The organism is Methylobacterium symbioticum (genome assembly GCF_902141845.1).
In the GTDB taxonomy this organism is placed as follows: domain Bacteria; phylum Pseudomonadota; class Alphaproteobacteria; order Rhizobiales; family Beijerinckiaceae; genus Methylobacterium; species Methylobacterium symbioticum.
In genome coordinates this window covers 1-15,327 of sequence record NZ_CABFPH010000120.1, presented here as the reverse complement: position 1 = coordinate 15,327, position 15,327 = coordinate 1, and the positions used below count along the sequence as shown (strand labels likewise).

Sequence of the window (15,327 nt, the reverse complement as noted above, 5' to 3'; positions counted from 1 at the left end):
GCGGCGCAATCCGGACGCGAAATGGCGCCTGCGTCCCGGCAGCCTGGAGACCCGCATCGCGGAGCAGACGGCCGTGCTCGACCGGGCCGCGCGCCTCGTCCTGCCGATGCCGGCCTTCGGCGCCGATCCGGACCTCGTCGCCGGCACCGCCCTCCTCCCGGGCGACCGGCCCGTCCTCGTCCTCGATCCCGAGGGCCTCGTCGCCCGGGCCGAGGGGGTGCGCATGGCCGCCGCGGACGCGGCGGAACCGCCGGGCGGAACGATGGCGGATGCGCGACGTTCGATGGTTCGCGCGACGATTCTCGTCGTGGACGATTCCATCACAACCCGCACGCTGGAGAAGGGGATCTTGGAAGCGGCCGGCTACCGCGTGGTCGTCTGCGTGGACGGCCAGGACGCCCTCGACCGCCTGCGCGCCGAGATCGAGCCCGTCGACCTCGTCCTGGCCGACGTGGAGATGCCGCGCCTCGACGGGTTCGGCCTGCTGGAGGCCCTGCGCGCCGACGCGCGCTTCCGCCGCCTGCCGACCGTCCTGATGACCTCGCGGGGCGCCGCCGAGGACGTGGCCCGCGGCCTCGAACTCGGCGCCGACGCCTATCTGACCAAGCAGACCTTCGACCAGCGCGCGCTGCTCGAGACGATCGGACGGCTCCTGTGAGCGAGGACGCGGCACGCGGCGGGGCGACGGGCGGCGGGGCGGACGGCACGGCCGGCGGCCCGGTGCGCGTGATGCTGGTGGAGGACAGCCTCGTGGTGCGGGAGCTCCTGCGCCACATCGTCTCCCGCGACGCGCGCCTGCGGATCGTCGCCGCCGCGGGCTCCGGCGAGGAGGCGCTCGGCCTGATCGGGGTGGTCCGCCCCGACGTGATCTCGATGGATATCCGCCTGCCCGGCATCGACGGGCTGGAGACCACCCGCCGCATCATGGCCGAGCGCCCGACGCCGATCGTCGTGGTGGCGGACGCGGTGGAGGACGCCTCGCTGCGCATCTCCATGAACGCGCTGCGGGCCGGGGCCCTCTCGGTGGTGGAGAAGCCCGTCGCCACGACGAATGCCGGCTACGAGGCGGTGGCCGACGAGATCTGCACGCAGCTGCGCATCATGGCCCAGGTGCCTGTGATCCGCCGCCGGCCGATCGGCGCCGAATGGGCCTCCCGCAAGGGCGCGGCCCCCGCTGCCGCCGGACCGCTCCCGGGCACGGCGCCGACGGTGCTCGGCCTCGCCGCCTCCACCGGTGGCCCGCCGGCGCTCGCCCGGGTGCTCGGCGCGCTGCCCGCCGACTTCCCCCTGCCCGTCCTCGTGGTCCAGCACATGGGCGCGGCCTTCATGGACGGATTCGCCGCCTGGCTCGACAGCGTGGTGCCCCTGCCCGTCTCGGTCGCCCGGGAGGGCGAGCGGGCCGAGGCCGGCCGCGTCTACGTGGCGCCGGGCGACCGTCATCTCGAACTCGGCGCCGCCCGCACGCTCCGCGTCCTCGACAGCGCGCCGGTCTCGGGCCAGCGCCCGGCCGCGACGGTGCTGTTCCGCTCCATCGCCCGCCAGTGCGGCGCCGCCGGCATCGGCGTGCTGCTCACCGGGATGGGCGAGGACGGGGCGCTGGGCCTCCTCGACATGCAGCGGGCCGGCGCCGCGACGGTCGCCGAGCACGAGAGCAGTGCCGTGGTCTACGGCATGCCCGCCGCCGCCGTGCGCCTCGGCGCGGCCCGCTTCGTCCTCCCCCTCGACCGGGTCGGGCCCGAGATCCTCCGCCTCGCCGAGCCGGGACGGCCTGCGGGAGCGGTGCCGTGAGCGAGGCGGCGGGGCCCGACGATCCGGCGCGCATCCTCCTCGTCGAGGATTCCGAGACGCAGGCGCTGGAGCTGCGCCTCCTCCTCGAGGCGAACGGCTTCTCCGTCGAGCGCTCCCCCACGGCCGAGGCCGCCCTGGACCGCCTCAACGGCAGCCTGCCCGACCTCGTCGTGGCCGATTACCACCTGCCCGGCATGAACGGCGACGAGCTGACCCGGCAGCTGCGCCTGTCCCTGCGCACGCGGGCGCTGCCCGTGCTGATGCTCACCGGCGCCCGCGACGGCGAGCGCCAGGGCCTGGAGAGCGGGGCCGACGCCTACGTCGCCAAGTCCGACGACCGCGACCTCCTCGTGCTGCGCATCCGCGCCCTCCTGCGCGAGCGCAAGGCCGCGCCCCCCGTCTCCGAGGCGCCGGGCGCCGCGGGCTTCCGGCGCGGGCGCGTCCTCGTCATCGACGGCAGCGCCACCTACCGCACCTTCCTCGCCGGCCTGCTCGGCCAGGAGGGCCACGCGGTCGCCGTGGCGGACGGGGCCGAGGCGGCGCTCGCCGCCCTCGATGCCGGCCCCGAGCCCTTCGACTGCGTCACCCTCGACCTCCTGAGCCCGGCCTATGACGGGCTCGCCCTGTGCCGGGCGGTGGACGAGCGCCGCGGCGCCGGGGCGGGCGGGGCCGGATTCCATCTGGTCGGCATCTCCGGCTCTGCCCCGGGCAAGGACTTCCTGGTGCGCGCCTACGCGGCCGGCGCCGACGACGTGGTCGCGAAATCCGATGCCGAGGTGCTGGCGCTGCGCGTGCGCGGCCTCGTCCGCCGCCGCCTGCTGGAGGAGGACGACCGGCGCATCGCCGGCGCCTTCGGCGCGCACGAGCGGGCGGTGGAGCGGGCCCGCGCCGAGGCCGAGGCGGCGGCCGCCCGTGCCCGGCTCGCCGACGCCCTGGAACAGGCCAATGCCGACCTCGCCACCGCCAACCGCCGCCTGACCGAGGCGCAGGCCAAGCTGGTCCAGGCCGCCAAGATGGCCTCGCTCGGCGAGCTCGTCGCCGGCATCGCCCACGAGATCAACAACCCGCTGGCCTTCATCCTGGCCCATCAGGGCACCGTCGAGCGCCTGCTCGGCGAGATGCCGCCCCAGCCCGAGGAGACATCCGCCCGGGCGCTCGCCAAGGCGCGCGACCGCGTCGGCACCATGCGGATGGGCCTTACCCGGATTCAGGACCTCGTCCTCAACCTGCGCAAGTTCTCCCGTCTCGACGAGGGCGAGCGCGCCCTGGTGAACGTGCCCGAGGCGATCGAGACCGTGCTGGCGCTGCTCCAGCACAAGCTCGGCGCGCGCATCGCCGTCGAGCGCGACTTCGGCGGCAGGTCGGAGATCCGCTGCACCCCGGCGCTCCTCAACCAAGTGGTGATGAACATCCTCGCCAACGCCGCCGACGCCATGCCGGAGGGCGGCACCATCCGGATCGGCACGCGCTCCACCGCGGAGACCGACGAGATCCGCATCAGCGACACCGGCCCCGGCATTCCCGAGGATCTGCGCGAGAAGATCTTCGAGCCCTTCTTCACGACCAAGCCGGTGGGGTCCGGAACCGGCCTCGGACTTGCGATTGCATATAGCGTCGTTCAGGCTCATAGCGGCGTGCTCAATGTGGAGGCGGCGCCGGGTGGAGGAGCCTGCTTCGTGATCGGGATTCCGCGCCAGGCGGTGAGCGCATGACGCAGGACGTCTCAAACGGGAGCCGGGACCGCGCCACGATCCTGGCCGTGGACGACGAGCCGGACATCCTCATCGCCCTCGAGGATCTGTTCGAGGACGGCTACCGGATCCTCACGGCGACCCGGCCGGCCGAGGCGCTGGAGATCCTGCGCGCCGAGCCGGACATCGCCGTCGTGCTCTCCGACCAGCGCATGCCCGAGATGACCGGCGACGCGATGCTGGCGCAGGCGCGCGCCTTCCACGACGCCCAGGCCATCCTGCTCACGGGCTACGCCGACATCACGGCGGTGATCGCCGCGCTCAACCGCGGCGGCATCATCGGCTACGTCACCAAGCCCTGGGACGCGGACCTCCTGCGCGGCACGGTGCGCAACGCCTACGAGCGCCACCGCCTCGGCCGCGACCTCGCCACCGAGCGCGCGCTCCTGCGCGGCCTCCTCGACCATGCCGGAGAGGCCATCGCCTTCAAGGACGGCGAGGGGCGCTTCGTGCGCCTCAACGCCCGCAAGGCCGCCCTGCTCGGCAGCGACGTCGCCGCCTGCCTCGGCCGGCGCGAATCGGAGTTTCCCGCCGCCCGCGCCGACAGCGTCGCGGCCGACAAGGCGGCGATCCGCACCGGCGCGGTCTCGGAGAGCCTTGTCTCGGACGGACCCATCGGGGCCGAGCGCTGGAGCCACGTCGTGCGCGTGCCGATCCGCGGCCCGAGCGGCGCGGTCGCCCATCTCGCCACGATCGAGCGCGACGTCACCGAGCAGAAGAGCCTGGAGGCCCGGCTGCGCCAGTCCGACAAGATGCAGGCGCTCGGCACGCTGGCGGGGGGCATCGCCCACGACTTCAACAACCTGCTCACCGCGATCCTCGGCAGTCTGGAACTCGCCGTTCCGCGGGTCGCGGGGCAGCCGCGCCTGGAGCGCCTGATCGAGAACGCGCGCGGCGCGGCCGAGCGCGGCGCCTCGCTGACCAAGCGCCTCCTGAGCTTCAGCCGCACCCACGACCTGCACGCCCGCGCCACCGACGTGAACGCGCTGATAGAGGGCATGCGCGACCTGTTCGGGCGCAGCCTCGGCGGCCTCGTCAGCGTGCGCACGGACCTCGCCCCGAACCTGCCGGCGGCGCTGGTCGATCCCGACCAGCTCGAACTGGCGGTGCTCAACCTCTGCATCAACGCCCGCGACGCCATGCCGGAGGGCGGGCAGATCACCGTCGCGACGGCGGAGACCCGGATCGCCGACGATCCCGACCTCGCCCCCGGCACCTATCTGCGCGTGAGCGTGACGGATACCGGCAGCGGCATCCCGCCCGAGATCCTCAAGCGGGTCTGCGAGCCCTTCTTCACCACCAAGGCCGTCGGCCAGGGCACCGGGCTCGGCCTCGCCATGGTGTTCGGCCTCGCCCAGCAATCGAAGGGGCGCTTCCACATCGACAGTGAGGTGGGGCGCGGCACCCGGGTGGAGCTCGCCCTGCCCTGTGCCGAGGGCGCCGCGGAGACGGCCGATGCGGCCGAGGCGGAGGTGCCCGTGGCTGCCCGGCCGGCCCGCGTGCTGGTGGTCGACGACGACCCGGAGGTCCGGCACGTCACCGCCTCGTTCCTCGCCGATTTCGGCTACAGCGAGACGGAGGCCGAGAGCGGCGCCGCGGCGCTCGCCCTGCTCGAAGGCGAGCGCTTCGACCTCGTGGTGGCCGACCTCGCCATGCCGGGCATGAGCGGCGTCGACCTCGCCGCCTCGGTGCGCGCGATGCGGCCCGACCTCCCCGTCCTCATCCTCACCGGCCACGCCGACGCCATCGAGATCCCGGAGGATCTCCCGGTCCTCGCCAAGCCCTTCCAGTCGGCGGAACTGGCGCGCCAGGTCTCGGCGCTGCTGGAGGCCTGATCGGCGCAGCCGCGATCCGCTCCCGCCACGCTGCTGACATCATGCTGGCAGCAGCGTGGCGGTAGACCCTCTCCGCGGCCGCCGCGCCGCATGGAGGATCACCGATGCTGACGCTGTTTCACGCCCCCCGCTCCCGCTCGACCCGGATCCTCTGGCTGCTCGAGGAACTCGGCGCCGCCTACGCGGTCCGCTATGTCGGCATCCGCTACGGCGACGGCAGCGGCGACGGACCCGACCCGGAGAACCGGCATCCGGACAAGAAGGTGCCCGCGCTCGACCATGACGGCACGATCGTCAGCGAGAGCACGGCGGTCGCGATCCATCTCTGCGATCTCGCTCCCGCCGCCGGGCTGCTCCCGGCCGCCGCCTCGCCCGAGCGCGGCGCCTGCCTCACCTGGCTGTGCTGGGCCGACAACGAGCTCGGCGCCGCGGTGATGCAGCGCATGATGGGGGGCGGGGCCGATCCGCGGGCGCAGGCCGGCTACGACGCGGCCGTGCGGCGGCTGACCGAGGCGCTGGCGCGCGGGCCCTACCTGATGGGCGCGCGCTTCACGGTCGCCGACGTGATGATCGCCCCCCTGCTCCGCTTCGCCCGCGCCCAGCTCCCCGACAGCGCGGCGATCGACGCCTATCTCGCACGGGCCACGGACCGGCCGGCCTTCGCCCGCGCGATGGCCAAGGATGCGCCGGCCGCTCAGGCCGCCGCCTGAGGCCCGCGCCCGACGCCATGCGCCGCGCCGACCGCCTGTTCGAGATCATCCAGGTCCTCCGGCGCGCCCGCGGGCCGATCACCGCGGACGCGATCGCGGCGGAGCTGGAGACCGGCCGGCGGACGATCTACCGCGACATCGCCGCGCTGGTGGCCCAGCGCGTGCCGATCCGCGGCGAGGCGGGCCTCGGCTACGTGCTCGAACCGGGCTTCGACCTGCCGCCGCTGATGCTCACCGCCGACGAGATCGAGGCGGTGGTGCTCGGCGCGCAATGGGTCGCGGCCCATGCCGATCCCGCCCTCGCCCGGGCCGCGGCGGACGTCCTCGCCAAGGTCGCGGCCGTAGTGCCGGAGGGTCTGCGCGGCGTGATCGACGATCCCGCCGTGATCACGCCGCCGGCCTGGGGGGCGCGCGGCGATGCCGGGATCGATGTCGCCCGCCTGCGCGCCTGGAGCCAGCAGGGCCGCAAGCTCGCGATCCGCTACGTGGACGAGGCGGGCCGGCCGAGCGAGCGGACCGTCTGGCCCTTCCTCGTCGGCTACCGCGATTCGGTGCGGATGCTCATGGCTTGGTGCGAGCTGCGCGGGGATTTCCGCATGTTCCGCACCGACCGCCTGCAGGCGGTCGCCTTTCTCGACGCGCGATACCCCGAGCGCCGGGCCACGCTCCGCCGCCGCTGGCTGGCGCTGATGGCGGAGCGCCGGCAGCGGCCGAACGCCCCGCTGCCCGATGGCGGCGGCGGGGCTTGAGCGCCCGTCCGGCCGGGCGCCGCCTCACATCCGCGCGGTGATCGTCGCGAGCACCGTGAAGGGCGCGCCCGGCAGGTTGCTGGTGGCGTTGAACGGCTGCTCGATGTAGCGCGCATCGGTGAGGTTGCGCGCGTTGACGGCGAAACGGAAGCGGTCGAAATCGTAGAAGATCGCCGCGTCGAGGCGGGTATAGGCGCCGACCCTGTAGCTGTTGTTGAGATCGCCGAAGCGGCTGCCGACATAGGTCGCGCCGAAGCCGAAGCCGAGACCGCGCAGCGCGCCGCTCTGGACCTGATAGGTCGACCAGACGCTGCCGCTGAATTCCGGCACGCCGACCAGCCGGTTGCCCACCGCGAAGGTGGTGTCCTTGGTGATCTTGGCATCGAGATAGCCGAGGCCGCCGATGATCTTCCAGCCGGGCAGGATCTCGCCCGCGATGTCGACCTCGACGCCCTCCGAGCGCTGCGCGCCGGTGATCACCGAGTAGCCGGTATTGACCGGATCGTTCGCGGAGACGTTCTGGCGGGTGATGCTGAAGGCGGCCGCGCTCAGGGTCAGCGCGGAGGGGATCAGGTCGTAGCGCGCGCCGACCTCGTATTGCTCGCCCGTCTCGGGCGGCGGGTTCGAGACGTTGAGCACGGCGTCGGTCTGCGGCTTGAACGAGGTCGTGTAGCTCGCATAGAGCGTCAGCGGCTCGACCGGCCGGTAGACGAGGCCGACCCGCGGCGAGAAGCCGAACAGCTCCTGCTCGGCCGGCGGCCTCTGCGCCGCGGTGGTGCGGCTGAAGTAGAACTGGCTGCCGAAATCCGCCCGCGCTCCGACGAGGAGCTGGAAGCCGGCGCCGAGGTCGATCTGGTCCTGCAGGTAGAGCCCGTAGAGGTCGGTTCGCTGCTGGATCAGGTTCTGGAAGGTGAAGGCCCCATAGGTGCCCCGCGGCGAGGGATCGAGGAAGCTCGCGGACGTGAAGGTCGATTGCTGCGAATAGGACTTGCGGAAGCCGTCGATGTATTCGAACCCGGCGAGCAGCGTGTTGCGGAGCCCGAGGAGGTCGAACTTGGCGACCATCTCTGTCTGCGTGTCGATGGCCGCGTAGGTGGTGTCCACCGCCGAGCCGCGGCGGGTGACCAGGGTCCCCGCCGCGTTGAGGCCGGACGGGCGCACCGCGAAGACGCCGAACCCGCCCGCCTGGACGTTGACGATCTGGCGCAGCGTCACCTCCGGGCTGAGGTCGTGCTCGGCCCGAAGCGTGACGAAGTTCGATTCGCCCGAGTAGCGGGAATTGTTCGTGCCGTAGTAGCGGCGGATGTCGTCGAGCGGCACCCGGCCGTTGCGGGCGACGAGGCCGTCATCGTACTGCGAATCCTGGCGCGTCATCTCGGCCAGGAACTCGACCCGGGTGTCGGCGGACGGCGTCCAGCTGAAGGCCGGCGCCACGAAGTTGCGCGTGTTCGAGCGATCGCCGCCGTAGTTGCGGAAGGTCGGGTCGTCCTGCGAGGCGAAGCTGACCCGGCCGGCGAAGCCCTCGGCGCCCGGAAGCGCGCCCGAGACCGTGCCCTGGAGCCGGGCGAAGCCGTAGCTGCCGCCCTGCACGGTGAGGTCGCCGGACGGTTCCAGCGTCGGGCGCCGGGTGACGATGTTGATGAGGCCGCCCGGATCGCCGCGCCCGTAGAGGACTGAGGCCGGGCCCTTCAGCACCTCGATGCGCTCCACGTCGGCGAGGTCGCGCTGGGTGACGTTGAAGGTGTTGGCCGGGCTCATCAGCACGCCGTCGATGGCGTAGGTCTGGGTGCGGAAGCCGCGGATCACGAAGGTATCCGAGCGGCCCTGGATGGTCCCGCCCGACTGGACGTTGCTGACATTGGTGATCGCGTCGGCGAGCCGGAGGTCCTGCCGGTCCTCCAGCACCTCGCGCGGCACCACCTGGACGGATTGCGGCGTGTCGCGCAGAGCCGTGTCGGTGCGGGTGGCCGTGGCCGAGCGCGTGGCGCGGTAGCCCACGACCGGACCCGTCGCCCGCTCGCCCGTGCCCGCCACCGAGAGTTCGGACAGCGCGACCTCCGCCGGGACGCCGGCGGGCTGCGCGGCCGCACCGGCGGCGCAGAGCGGCACGAGGCCGCTCAGGAGGGCCGCCCGCGCCCGGCGGGAGCGCCCGCGCCGCATCGCAACCCCGTCTCGTCCCGTCATCGTCCCCGTGCTCCGCTCGGCCGCGAGCGCGCGGCCCGGTGGATCTGCGTTGAGCAGGAAGAGCGGCAGGATCAAGCGCGATGGCGGGAATAGAAGGGGTTCATGTGCCGTTTACAGGTCGGCGTATCACGAATTCAACATGATCGACTTCGAATAATTACAATCTATCGGCCAAGAGTTCCGCAAGATTTACAATTTGCGCGGGATCGATTGCGCCCGATAAACGTTGAGCGGGTATCGCCGCAGGCGGTTGCCCCTGCGTCGTCCGGTCCTGCATCCGTGCGGCAGCAATCCGAACTGCGGGGGCGCATGCCCGCTTCGCGCTTGCGGAACGAGAACAAAACATGTACATGGAGACAGGCCCGGGGCGCGATTGCGAACGGCGCCCAACCCCCGCATAAGGATGCCGCCGAGATGGCCCAGCCCGCACTGAAAGTGGTGGATACGCCCAGCATGGACAAGGACAAGTCGAAGGCGATCGACGCCGCCCTGTCCCAGATCGAGCGCGCCTTCGGCAAGGGCTCGATCATGCGGCTCGGCAAGGCCGACCAGGTGACCGAGGTCGAGACGATCTCGACGGGTTCGCTCGGTCTCGACATCGCGCTCGGCGTCGGCGGCCTGCCGCGCGGCCGCGTCATCGAGGTCTACGGGCCGGAATCCTCGGGCAAGACGACGCTCGCCCTCCACACCATCGCCGAGGCCCAGAAGAAGGGCGGCGTCTGCGCCTTCGTGGACGCCGAGCACGCCCTCGACCCGGTCTATGCGCGCAAGCTCGGCGTCAACCTCGACGACCTCCTGATCTCGCAGCCCGATACCGGCGAGCAGGCGCTGGAGATCACCGACACGCTGGTGCGCTCGGGCGCCATCGACGTGCTGGTGGTCGATTCGGTGGCCGCGCTGACCCCGCGCGCCGAGATCGAGGGCGAGATGGGCGAGTCGCAGCCCGGCCTCCAGGCCCGCCTGATGAGTCAGGCTCTGCGCAAGCTCACCGGCTCGATCTCGCGCTCGAAATGCATGGTGATCTTCATCAACCAGATCCGGATGAAGATCGGCGTGATGTACGGAAGCCCGGAGACCACCACGGGCGGCAACGCGCTGAAGTTCTACGCCTCGGTGCGCCTCGACATCCGCCGCGTCTCGACCCTGAAGGACCGCGACGAGGCGATCGGCAACCAGGTCCGCGTCAAGGTCGTCAAGAACAAGGTCGCGCCGCCCTTCAAGCAGGTCGAGTTCGACATCATGTTCGGCGAGGGCATCTCGAAGGTCGGCGAGCTGATCGACCTCGGCGTGAAGGCCGGCATCGTCGAGAAGTCGGGCGCTTGGTTCTCCCACAACAGCCAGCGCCTCGGCCAGGGCCGCGAGAACTCCAAGGGCTTCCTGCGCGACAATCCCGAGATCGCCGGCAAGATCGAGATGGCGATCCGCCAGAATGCCGGCCTCCTGGCCGACCGTATCCTGGAGAATGCGACGCCGAGCGCCGAGGATCTCGACGAGGGCGAGGCCTGAGGCGCACGCCTCCCGGAGGGGCCAGTCCCTTCGGGGCCGCGCTCCGGCAAGGATCGAAGACCGAAACGCGCGCCGGACAGCCCTGTCCGGCGCGCGTTCCCGTCGCCGGCCCCGGCCCGGGGCGGCCGCCGCGATCCGACTCAGGGTCGGGTCACGGCCGGCTCAGGGCCGGTAGGTGAAGGTGCCGATCTCGCAGACGTTGACGTTCTTGCGCACCAGCGCCTTGCCGTTGTCGAACACGGCCTTGAAGTCGAAGCGGCAGGCGCCCGTGCCGTCGTCGATGTTGATGTCGAAGGTCTCGCTGTCCTCGATCACGTCGCGGCCGAGGATGTCCTCCTCCCAGTCGTCGGTGCCGGTCGAGGAGGCGTAGAAGTGCCTGATCGTCATGCCGGTCCGGTTGACGATGTCGACGTGGCGGTTGGCCGCCTGGGCGGTGCCGGCGAGCAGGAGAGCTGCGGCGCAGGCCGCGGCGATGGTGCGAGCGAACATGGTATCCCCCGGATGCGCCGTTCGGGCGCGGATCTGGCCGGAGGACGCAGGCCCCGCGGCAGTTCCTTCTAGGAGAGAGGTCCGCGGGCGATCCTGCTCGGGCATCCCGAATCGTTGACCGAGCGTCCGGATCCGGAGCCGGCTCAGGCGCGCTGGCCGGAGGGCTCGAACAGGAAGTCGTCGACGGCCGGGATCGAGACGGCGATGCCGCCGAGCGCCGGCTTCGAGAGCCGCCAGGGCCGGTCGAGGCGGGCGCGCACCGATTCGGAGGGGCGCAGCCGCCGGTAGCCGCCCGCCTCGTCCATCTCCTCGACGGTCAGGAAGCCGTAGACCTGCAGGCGCGAGGCGGTGAGCTTGGTCTCGCGGTCGCCCGCCGCCACGGCGAGGCTGCCGCTGGCATAGACGGCGTCCATCAGGCTGCGCTGCTCGCCCCGGCGCCGGATCTGGCCCTCCCGGACCCCCTCCTCCCCGAAGCCCCGGCCGAGCGCCTGGGCGATCGCCCCCTCGCGCGTCGCCTCGGGCCGCCGGAACGGCACCACGTTGTCGGACCCCGTCGAGAGGCTACCCATACGCATCACCTGAACTCACGCGAAACCGAACGGCGCGGCCGCCCGGAGGGGCCGTGCGATCTCGACAATCCAGCCAACCGCTTTAAGCATTCGTGAGCGTTACCGGGCGGTTGCGTCCCGCCCTGGTCCGCCCCGCGCGGAAACCGCGCGTTAACGGCCTCTCGGCCCGAGATTTGTGGCCGTCGCGCATTGACGCGGCCGTCCGGGGCGTCTAGAAGCGCGCCACTTCGGTCGGCCCCGAGGCCGCCGCGGGCGTGAATCGCGATCGCTGCCGCGCCCGCACGATACCGAAGGCTCACATCGCCTGACGTCTTGTCAGATCTGCAGGCACGAGCGCCCCGTCAACGGTGTGCTCCTCTGCCGAGAGCGCGCCTCGGGTCCTGACCGGACCCTTGGCGCATATTCGTTTTGCGATCCGTCCGAGAGGGCGGCGCAGCCCGCGGCCCGAGAGGGACGCTCACGACGTGGACAGGATCGCGGCATTGCCGGCGCGATCCGGAGGAAGAGGGCAGAGGATGCCGACGATCAACCAGCTGATCGCTCAGCCGCGCAAGATTCAGCGGAGCCGCAACAAGGTGCCGGCGCTCAACGCCTGCCCGCAGAAGCGCGGCGTCTGCACCCGCGTCTACACGACGACCCCGAAGAAGCCGAACTCGGCGCTCCGGAAGGTGGCCAAGGTCCGCCTGACCAACGGCTTCGAGGTCATCGGCTACATCCCGGGCGAGGGCCACAACCTTCAGGAGCACTCCGTGGTGATGATCCGCGGCGGCCGCGTGAAGGACCTTCCGGGCGTGCGCTACCACATCCTGCGCGGCGTGCTCGACACGCAGGGCGTCAAGAACCGCAAGCAGCGCCGCTCGAAGTACGGCGCCAAGCGTCCGAAGTAATTTCCTCGGACGGCCATTTCCACGGCCTCGCAAGGATGTCGCCGGCTTCGGCTCAAGGCGGCCTGCGCGAGGTGCTTAAGACCATACTTTTCGAAAGTCGCGCCCGATGTCCCGTCGTCACTCTGCCGAGAAGCGTGAGATCATCCCGGACCCGAAGTACGGTGACGTGGTCCTCACGAAGTTCATGAACTCGATCATGTACGAGGGCAAGAAGTCGACCGCCGAGCGGATCGTCTACGGCGCCTTCGACCTCGTCGAGAGCCGCGCCCGCGCCAACCCGATCGAGGTGTTCCGCGCCGCCCTCGACAACGTCGCCCCCGCGATCGAGGTCCGCTCCCGCCGCGTCGGCGGCGCGACCTACCAGGTCCCCGTCGAGGTGCGCACCGAGCGCCGCCAGGCCCTGGCCATCCGCTGGCTGATCCAGGCCGCCCGCGCCCGCAACGACCGCACCATGGTCGAGCGCCTGTCGGCCGAGCTGCTCGACGCCGCCAACAACCGCGGCAACGCCGTGAAGAAGCGCGAAGACACGCACCGGATGGCCGAGGCCAACCGCGCCTTCTCGCACTACCGCTGGTAATTTTAGCGGGCGCGCCGACCGCGGCGCGCCGCCCCCGCCCTCTTCCGGAGAGACCCCGATGCCCCGCACGCACGCGATCGAGGACTACCGCAACTTCGGCATCATGGCCCACATCGATGCCGGCAAGACCACGACGACCGAGCGGATCCTCTACTACACCGGCAAGTCCCATAAGATCGGCGAGGTCCATGAGGGCGCCGCCACCATGGACTGGATGGAGCAGGAGCAGGAGCGTGGCATCACGATCACCTCGGCTGCGACGACCTGCTTCTGGCGCGACAAGCGCCTGAACATCATCGACACCCCCGGCCACGTCGACTTCACCATCGAGGTGGAGCGGAGCCTGCGCGTGCTCGACGGCGCCGTCTGCGTGCTCGACGGCAACCAGGGCGTCGAGCCCCAGACCGAGACCGTGTGGCGCCAGGCCGACAAGTACGACGTCCCGCGCGTCGTGTTCGTCAACAAGATGGACAAGATCGGCGCCGACTTCTTCAAGTGCGTCGCCGACATCATCGACCGCGTCGCCGGCAAGCCCGTCTGCCTGCAGCTGCCGATCGGCGCCGAGTCGAGCTTCCAGGGCGTCATCGACCTCATCAAGATGAAGGCGATCGTCTGGTCGGGCGAGGCGCTCGGCGCCAACTTCTCGGAGACCGAGATCCCAGCCGACCTGGCCGATCAGGCCGCCGAGTACCGCACCAAGCTGGTCGAGGCCTGCGTCGAGCTCGACGACGATGCCATGGCCGCCTACCTCGACGGCAACGAGCCGGACGAGGCCGCGATGCGCGCCCTGGTGCGCAAGGCCGTGCAGCTGCGCGCCTTCCACCCGGTGCTCTGCGGCTCGGCCTTCAAGAACAAGGGCGTGCAGCCGCTCCTCGACGCCGTCGTCGACTACCTGCCCTCCCCCGCCGACCGCGGCGAGATCAAGGGCATCGACTTCAAGACCGAGGAAGAGACCGTCCGCCACCCGGCCGATTCCGATCCCTTCTCCATGCTCGCCTTCAAGATCATGGACGATCCCCACGTCGGCACGATCACCTTCTGCCGCGTGTACTCGGGCAAGGTCGAATCGGGCGCCAACGTGCTGAACTCCTCGCGCGACAAGCGCGAGCGCGTCGGCCGCATGCTGCTCATGCACGCCAACAACCGTGAGGACATCAAGGAGGCCTATGCCGGCGACATCGTCGCCCTGGCCGGCCTCAAGGAGACCCGCACGGGCGACACCCTCTGCGACCCGCAGAAGGCCGTGATCCTCGAGAAGATGGAATTCCCCGAGCCCGTCATCGAGATCGCCGTCGAGCCGAAGTCGAAGGCCGACCAGGAGAAGCTCGGCATCGCGCTCTCGAAGCTCGCCGCCGAGGATCCCTCCTTCCGCGTCTCGACGGACCAGGAATCGGGCCAGACCATCCTCAAGGGGATGGGCGAGCTCCACCTCGACATCAAGGTCGACATCCTGCGCCGCACCTACAAGGTCGACGCGAATATCGGCCAGCCGCAGGTGGCCTACCGCGAGAAGCTGACCCGCCGCCAGGAGATCGACTACACGCACAAGAAGCAGACCGGCGGCACCGGTCAGTTCGCCCGCGTGAAGTTCGTGGTCGAGCCGAACGAGCCGGGCGCCGGCTTCGCCTTCGAGTCGAAGATCGTCGGCGGCGCGGTGCCGAAGGAGTACATCCCCGGCGTCGAGAAGGGCCTCAACTCGGTCCTGACGGCAGGCGTGCTCGCGGGCTTCCCCGTGGTCGACGTGAAGGTGGAGCTGATCGACGGCGCCTACCACGACGTCGACTCCTCGGCGCTGGCCTTCGAGATCGCCTCCCGCGCCGCCTTCCGCGAGGCGCTGCAGAAGGGCGGCTCGGTGCTGCTCGAGCCGGTCATGAAGGTCGAGGTCGTCTCCCCCGAGGAGTACACGGGCTCGGTCATCGGCGACCTGAACTCCCGCCGCGGCCAGATCCAGGGCCAGGACATGCGTGGCAACGCCAACGTCATCAACGCGATGGTGCCGCTCGCCAACATGTTCGGCTACGTGAACAACCTGCGCTCCATGTCGCAGGGCCGGGCGAACTTCACCATGCAGTTCGACCATTACGAGGAAGTGCCGCGCGGCGAGGCCGACAAGGTCATCGCGAAGTACGCCTGAGGCGTTCAGCGAAACATCCTCGACGACAATCATCTGATTAGGAGGCTCTGATGGCCAAGGAAAAATTTTCGCGTTCGAAGCCGCACTGCAACATTGGCACGATTGGCCACGTTGACCACGGCAAGACGTCGCTGACGGCGGCGATCAC

At 71.0% G+C, this 15,327-nt stretch carries 14 protein-coding genes; 11 read left to right on the top strand and 3 right to left on the bottom strand.

The features are described 5' to 3' along the window. From MET9862_RS25060 to MET9862_RS25035, 6 genes are all read left to right on the top strand, one after another. A partial coding sequence (locus MET9862_RS25060) for a response regulator (RefSeq protein ID WP_142585684.1) occupies window positions 1-658 on the top strand: 658 nt, incomplete at its 5' end. A 71-nt stretch (window positions 659-729) separates the two neighbouring features. Then, window positions 730-1,788, top strand: coding sequence for a chemotaxis-specific protein-glutamate methyltransferase CheB (gene cheB / locus MET9862_RS25055; protein WP_142585685.1), 1,059 nt, complete (start codon window positions 730-732; stop codon window positions 1,786-1,788). Continuing rightward, window positions 1,785-3,500: a response regulator gene (locus MET9862_RS25050; RefSeq protein WP_142585683.1), complete on the top strand. Its 1,716-nt coding sequence runs from the start codon at window positions 1,785-1,787 to the stop codon at window positions 3,498-3,500. The genes cheB and MET9862_RS25050 overlap by 4 nt, the downstream gene beginning before the upstream one ends. Then, complete coding sequence (locus tag MET9862_RS25045) at window positions 3,497-5,374, top strand: response regulator (RefSeq protein ID WP_142585682.1); 1,878 nt, start codon at window positions 3,497-3,499, stop codon at window positions 5,372-5,374. The genes MET9862_RS25050 and MET9862_RS25045 overlap by 4 nt, the downstream gene beginning before the upstream one ends. A gap of 104 nt (window positions 5,375-5,478) precedes the next feature. After that, window positions 5,479-6,084 (top strand): glutathione S-transferase family protein, encoded by a 606-nt coding sequence (locus MET9862_RS25040; protein ID WP_142585681.1) that lies wholly within the window; start codon window positions 5,479-5,481, stop codon window positions 6,082-6,084. Window positions 6,085-6,101: 17 nt separating this feature from the next. Next, the gene (locus MET9862_RS25035; RefSeq protein WP_142585680.1) at window positions 6,102-6,833 is read left to right on the top strand and encodes a helix-turn-helix transcriptional regulator; all 732 of its coding nucleotides are present in this window, start codon (window positions 6,102-6,104) and stop codon (window positions 6,831-6,833) included. Between the two features lie 24 nt (window positions 6,834-6,857). On the opposite strand, the gene MET9862_RS25030 is transcribed toward MET9862_RS25035, so the two are convergent. Beyond that, the gene (locus tag MET9862_RS25030) at window positions 6,858-8,993 is read right to left on the bottom strand and encodes a TonB-dependent siderophore receptor (protein WP_438616655.1); all 2,136 of its coding nucleotides are present in this window, start codon (window positions 8,991-8,993) and stop codon (window positions 6,858-6,860) included. A gap of 438 nt (window positions 8,994-9,431) precedes the next feature. Here MET9862_RS25030 and recA point away from each other — a divergent pair, with 438 nt between their 5' ends. After that, the gene (gene recA, locus MET9862_RS25025) at window positions 9,432-10,523 is read left to right on the top strand and encodes a recombinase RecA (protein ID WP_142585678.1); all 1,092 of its coding nucleotides are present in this window, start codon (window positions 9,432-9,434) and stop codon (window positions 10,521-10,523) included. Between the two features lie 162 nt (window positions 10,524-10,685). Here recA and MET9862_RS25020 read toward each other — a convergent pair whose 3' ends face one another. After that, a complete protein-coding gene (locus tag MET9862_RS25020) occupies window positions 10,686-11,012 on the bottom strand; it encodes a hypothetical protein (RefSeq protein WP_142585677.1) in 327 nt (108 codons plus the stop codon). Window positions 11,013-11,155: 143 nt separating this feature from the next. Continuing rightward, on the bottom strand, window positions 11,156-11,581 hold the full coding sequence (locus MET9862_RS25015; RefSeq protein WP_142585676.1) for a hypothetical protein: 426 nt from the start codon (window positions 11,579-11,581) through the stop codon (window positions 11,156-11,158). 515 nt (window positions 11,582-12,096) lie between these two features. On the opposite strand from MET9862_RS25015, the gene rpsL reads away from it, so the two are divergent. The 4 genes from rpsL to MET9862_RS24995 all read left to right on the top strand — a co-directional run. Then, a complete protein-coding gene (rpsL, locus tag MET9862_RS25010) occupies window positions 12,097-12,468 on the top strand; it encodes a 30S ribosomal protein S12 (protein WP_066927123.1) in 372 nt (123 codons plus the stop codon). A 106-nt stretch (window positions 12,469-12,574) separates the two neighbouring features. Further along, window positions 12,575-13,045 carry a 30S ribosomal protein S7 gene (rpsG, locus tag MET9862_RS25005; RefSeq protein WP_142585675.1) on the top strand — a complete coding sequence of 157 codons (471 nt, stop codon included), beginning with the start codon at window positions 12,575-12,577 and terminating at the stop codon, window positions 13,043-13,045. Window positions 13,046-13,103: 58 nt separating this feature from the next. Continuing rightward, window positions 13,104-15,179 carry an elongation factor G gene (gene fusA, locus MET9862_RS25000; RefSeq protein ID WP_142585674.1) on the top strand — a complete coding sequence of 692 codons (2,076 nt, stop codon included), beginning with the start codon at window positions 13,104-13,106 and terminating at the stop codon, window positions 15,177-15,179. A 50-nt stretch (window positions 15,180-15,229) separates the two neighbouring features. Further along, on the top strand, window positions 15,230-15,327 hold a 98-nt coding region (locus tag MET9862_RS24995; RefSeq protein ID WP_244612547.1), incomplete at its 3' end, for a GTP-binding protein.

Bases quoted from the DNA above. Each gene is read 5' to 3' on its own strand.
- cheB (WP_142585685.1), top strand. From the start codon at position 730: ATGCTGGTGGAGGACAGCCTCGTGGTGCGGGAGCTCCTGCGCCACATC.
- MET9862_RS25045 (WP_142585682.1), top strand. From the start codon at position 3,497: ATGACGCAGGACGTCTCAAACGGGAGCCGGGACCGCGCCACGATCCTG.
- MET9862_RS25040 (WP_142585681.1), top strand. From the start codon at position 5,479: ATGCTGACGCTGTTTCACGCCCCCCGCTCCCGCTCGACCCGGATCCTC.
- MET9862_RS25035 (WP_142585680.1), top strand. From the start codon at position 6,102: ATGCGCCGCGCCGACCGCCTGTTCGAGATCATCCAGGTCCTCCGGCGC.
- MET9862_RS25030 (WP_438616655.1), bottom strand. From the start codon at position 8,993: ATGCGGCGCGGGCGCTCCCGCCGGGCGCGGGCGGCCCTCCTGAGCGGC.
- recA (WP_142585678.1), top strand. From the start codon at position 9,432: ATGGCCCAGCCCGCACTGAAAGTGGTGGATACGCCCAGCATGGACAAG.
- MET9862_RS25020 (WP_142585677.1), bottom strand. From the start codon at position 11,012: ATGTTCGCTCGCACCATCGCCGCGGCCTGCGCCGCAGCTCTCCTGCTC.
- MET9862_RS25015 (WP_142585676.1), bottom strand. From the start codon at position 11,581: ATGGGTAGCCTCTCGACGGGGTCCGACAACGTGGTGCCGTTCCGGCGG.
- rpsL (WP_066927123.1), top strand. From the start codon at position 12,097: ATGCCGACGATCAACCAGCTGATCGCTCAGCCGCGCAAGATTCAGCGG.
- rpsG (WP_142585675.1), top strand. From the start codon at position 12,575: ATGTCCCGTCGTCACTCTGCCGAGAAGCGTGAGATCATCCCGGACCCG.
- fusA (WP_142585674.1), top strand. From the start codon at position 13,104: ATGCCCCGCACGCACGCGATCGAGGACTACCGCAACTTCGGCATCATG.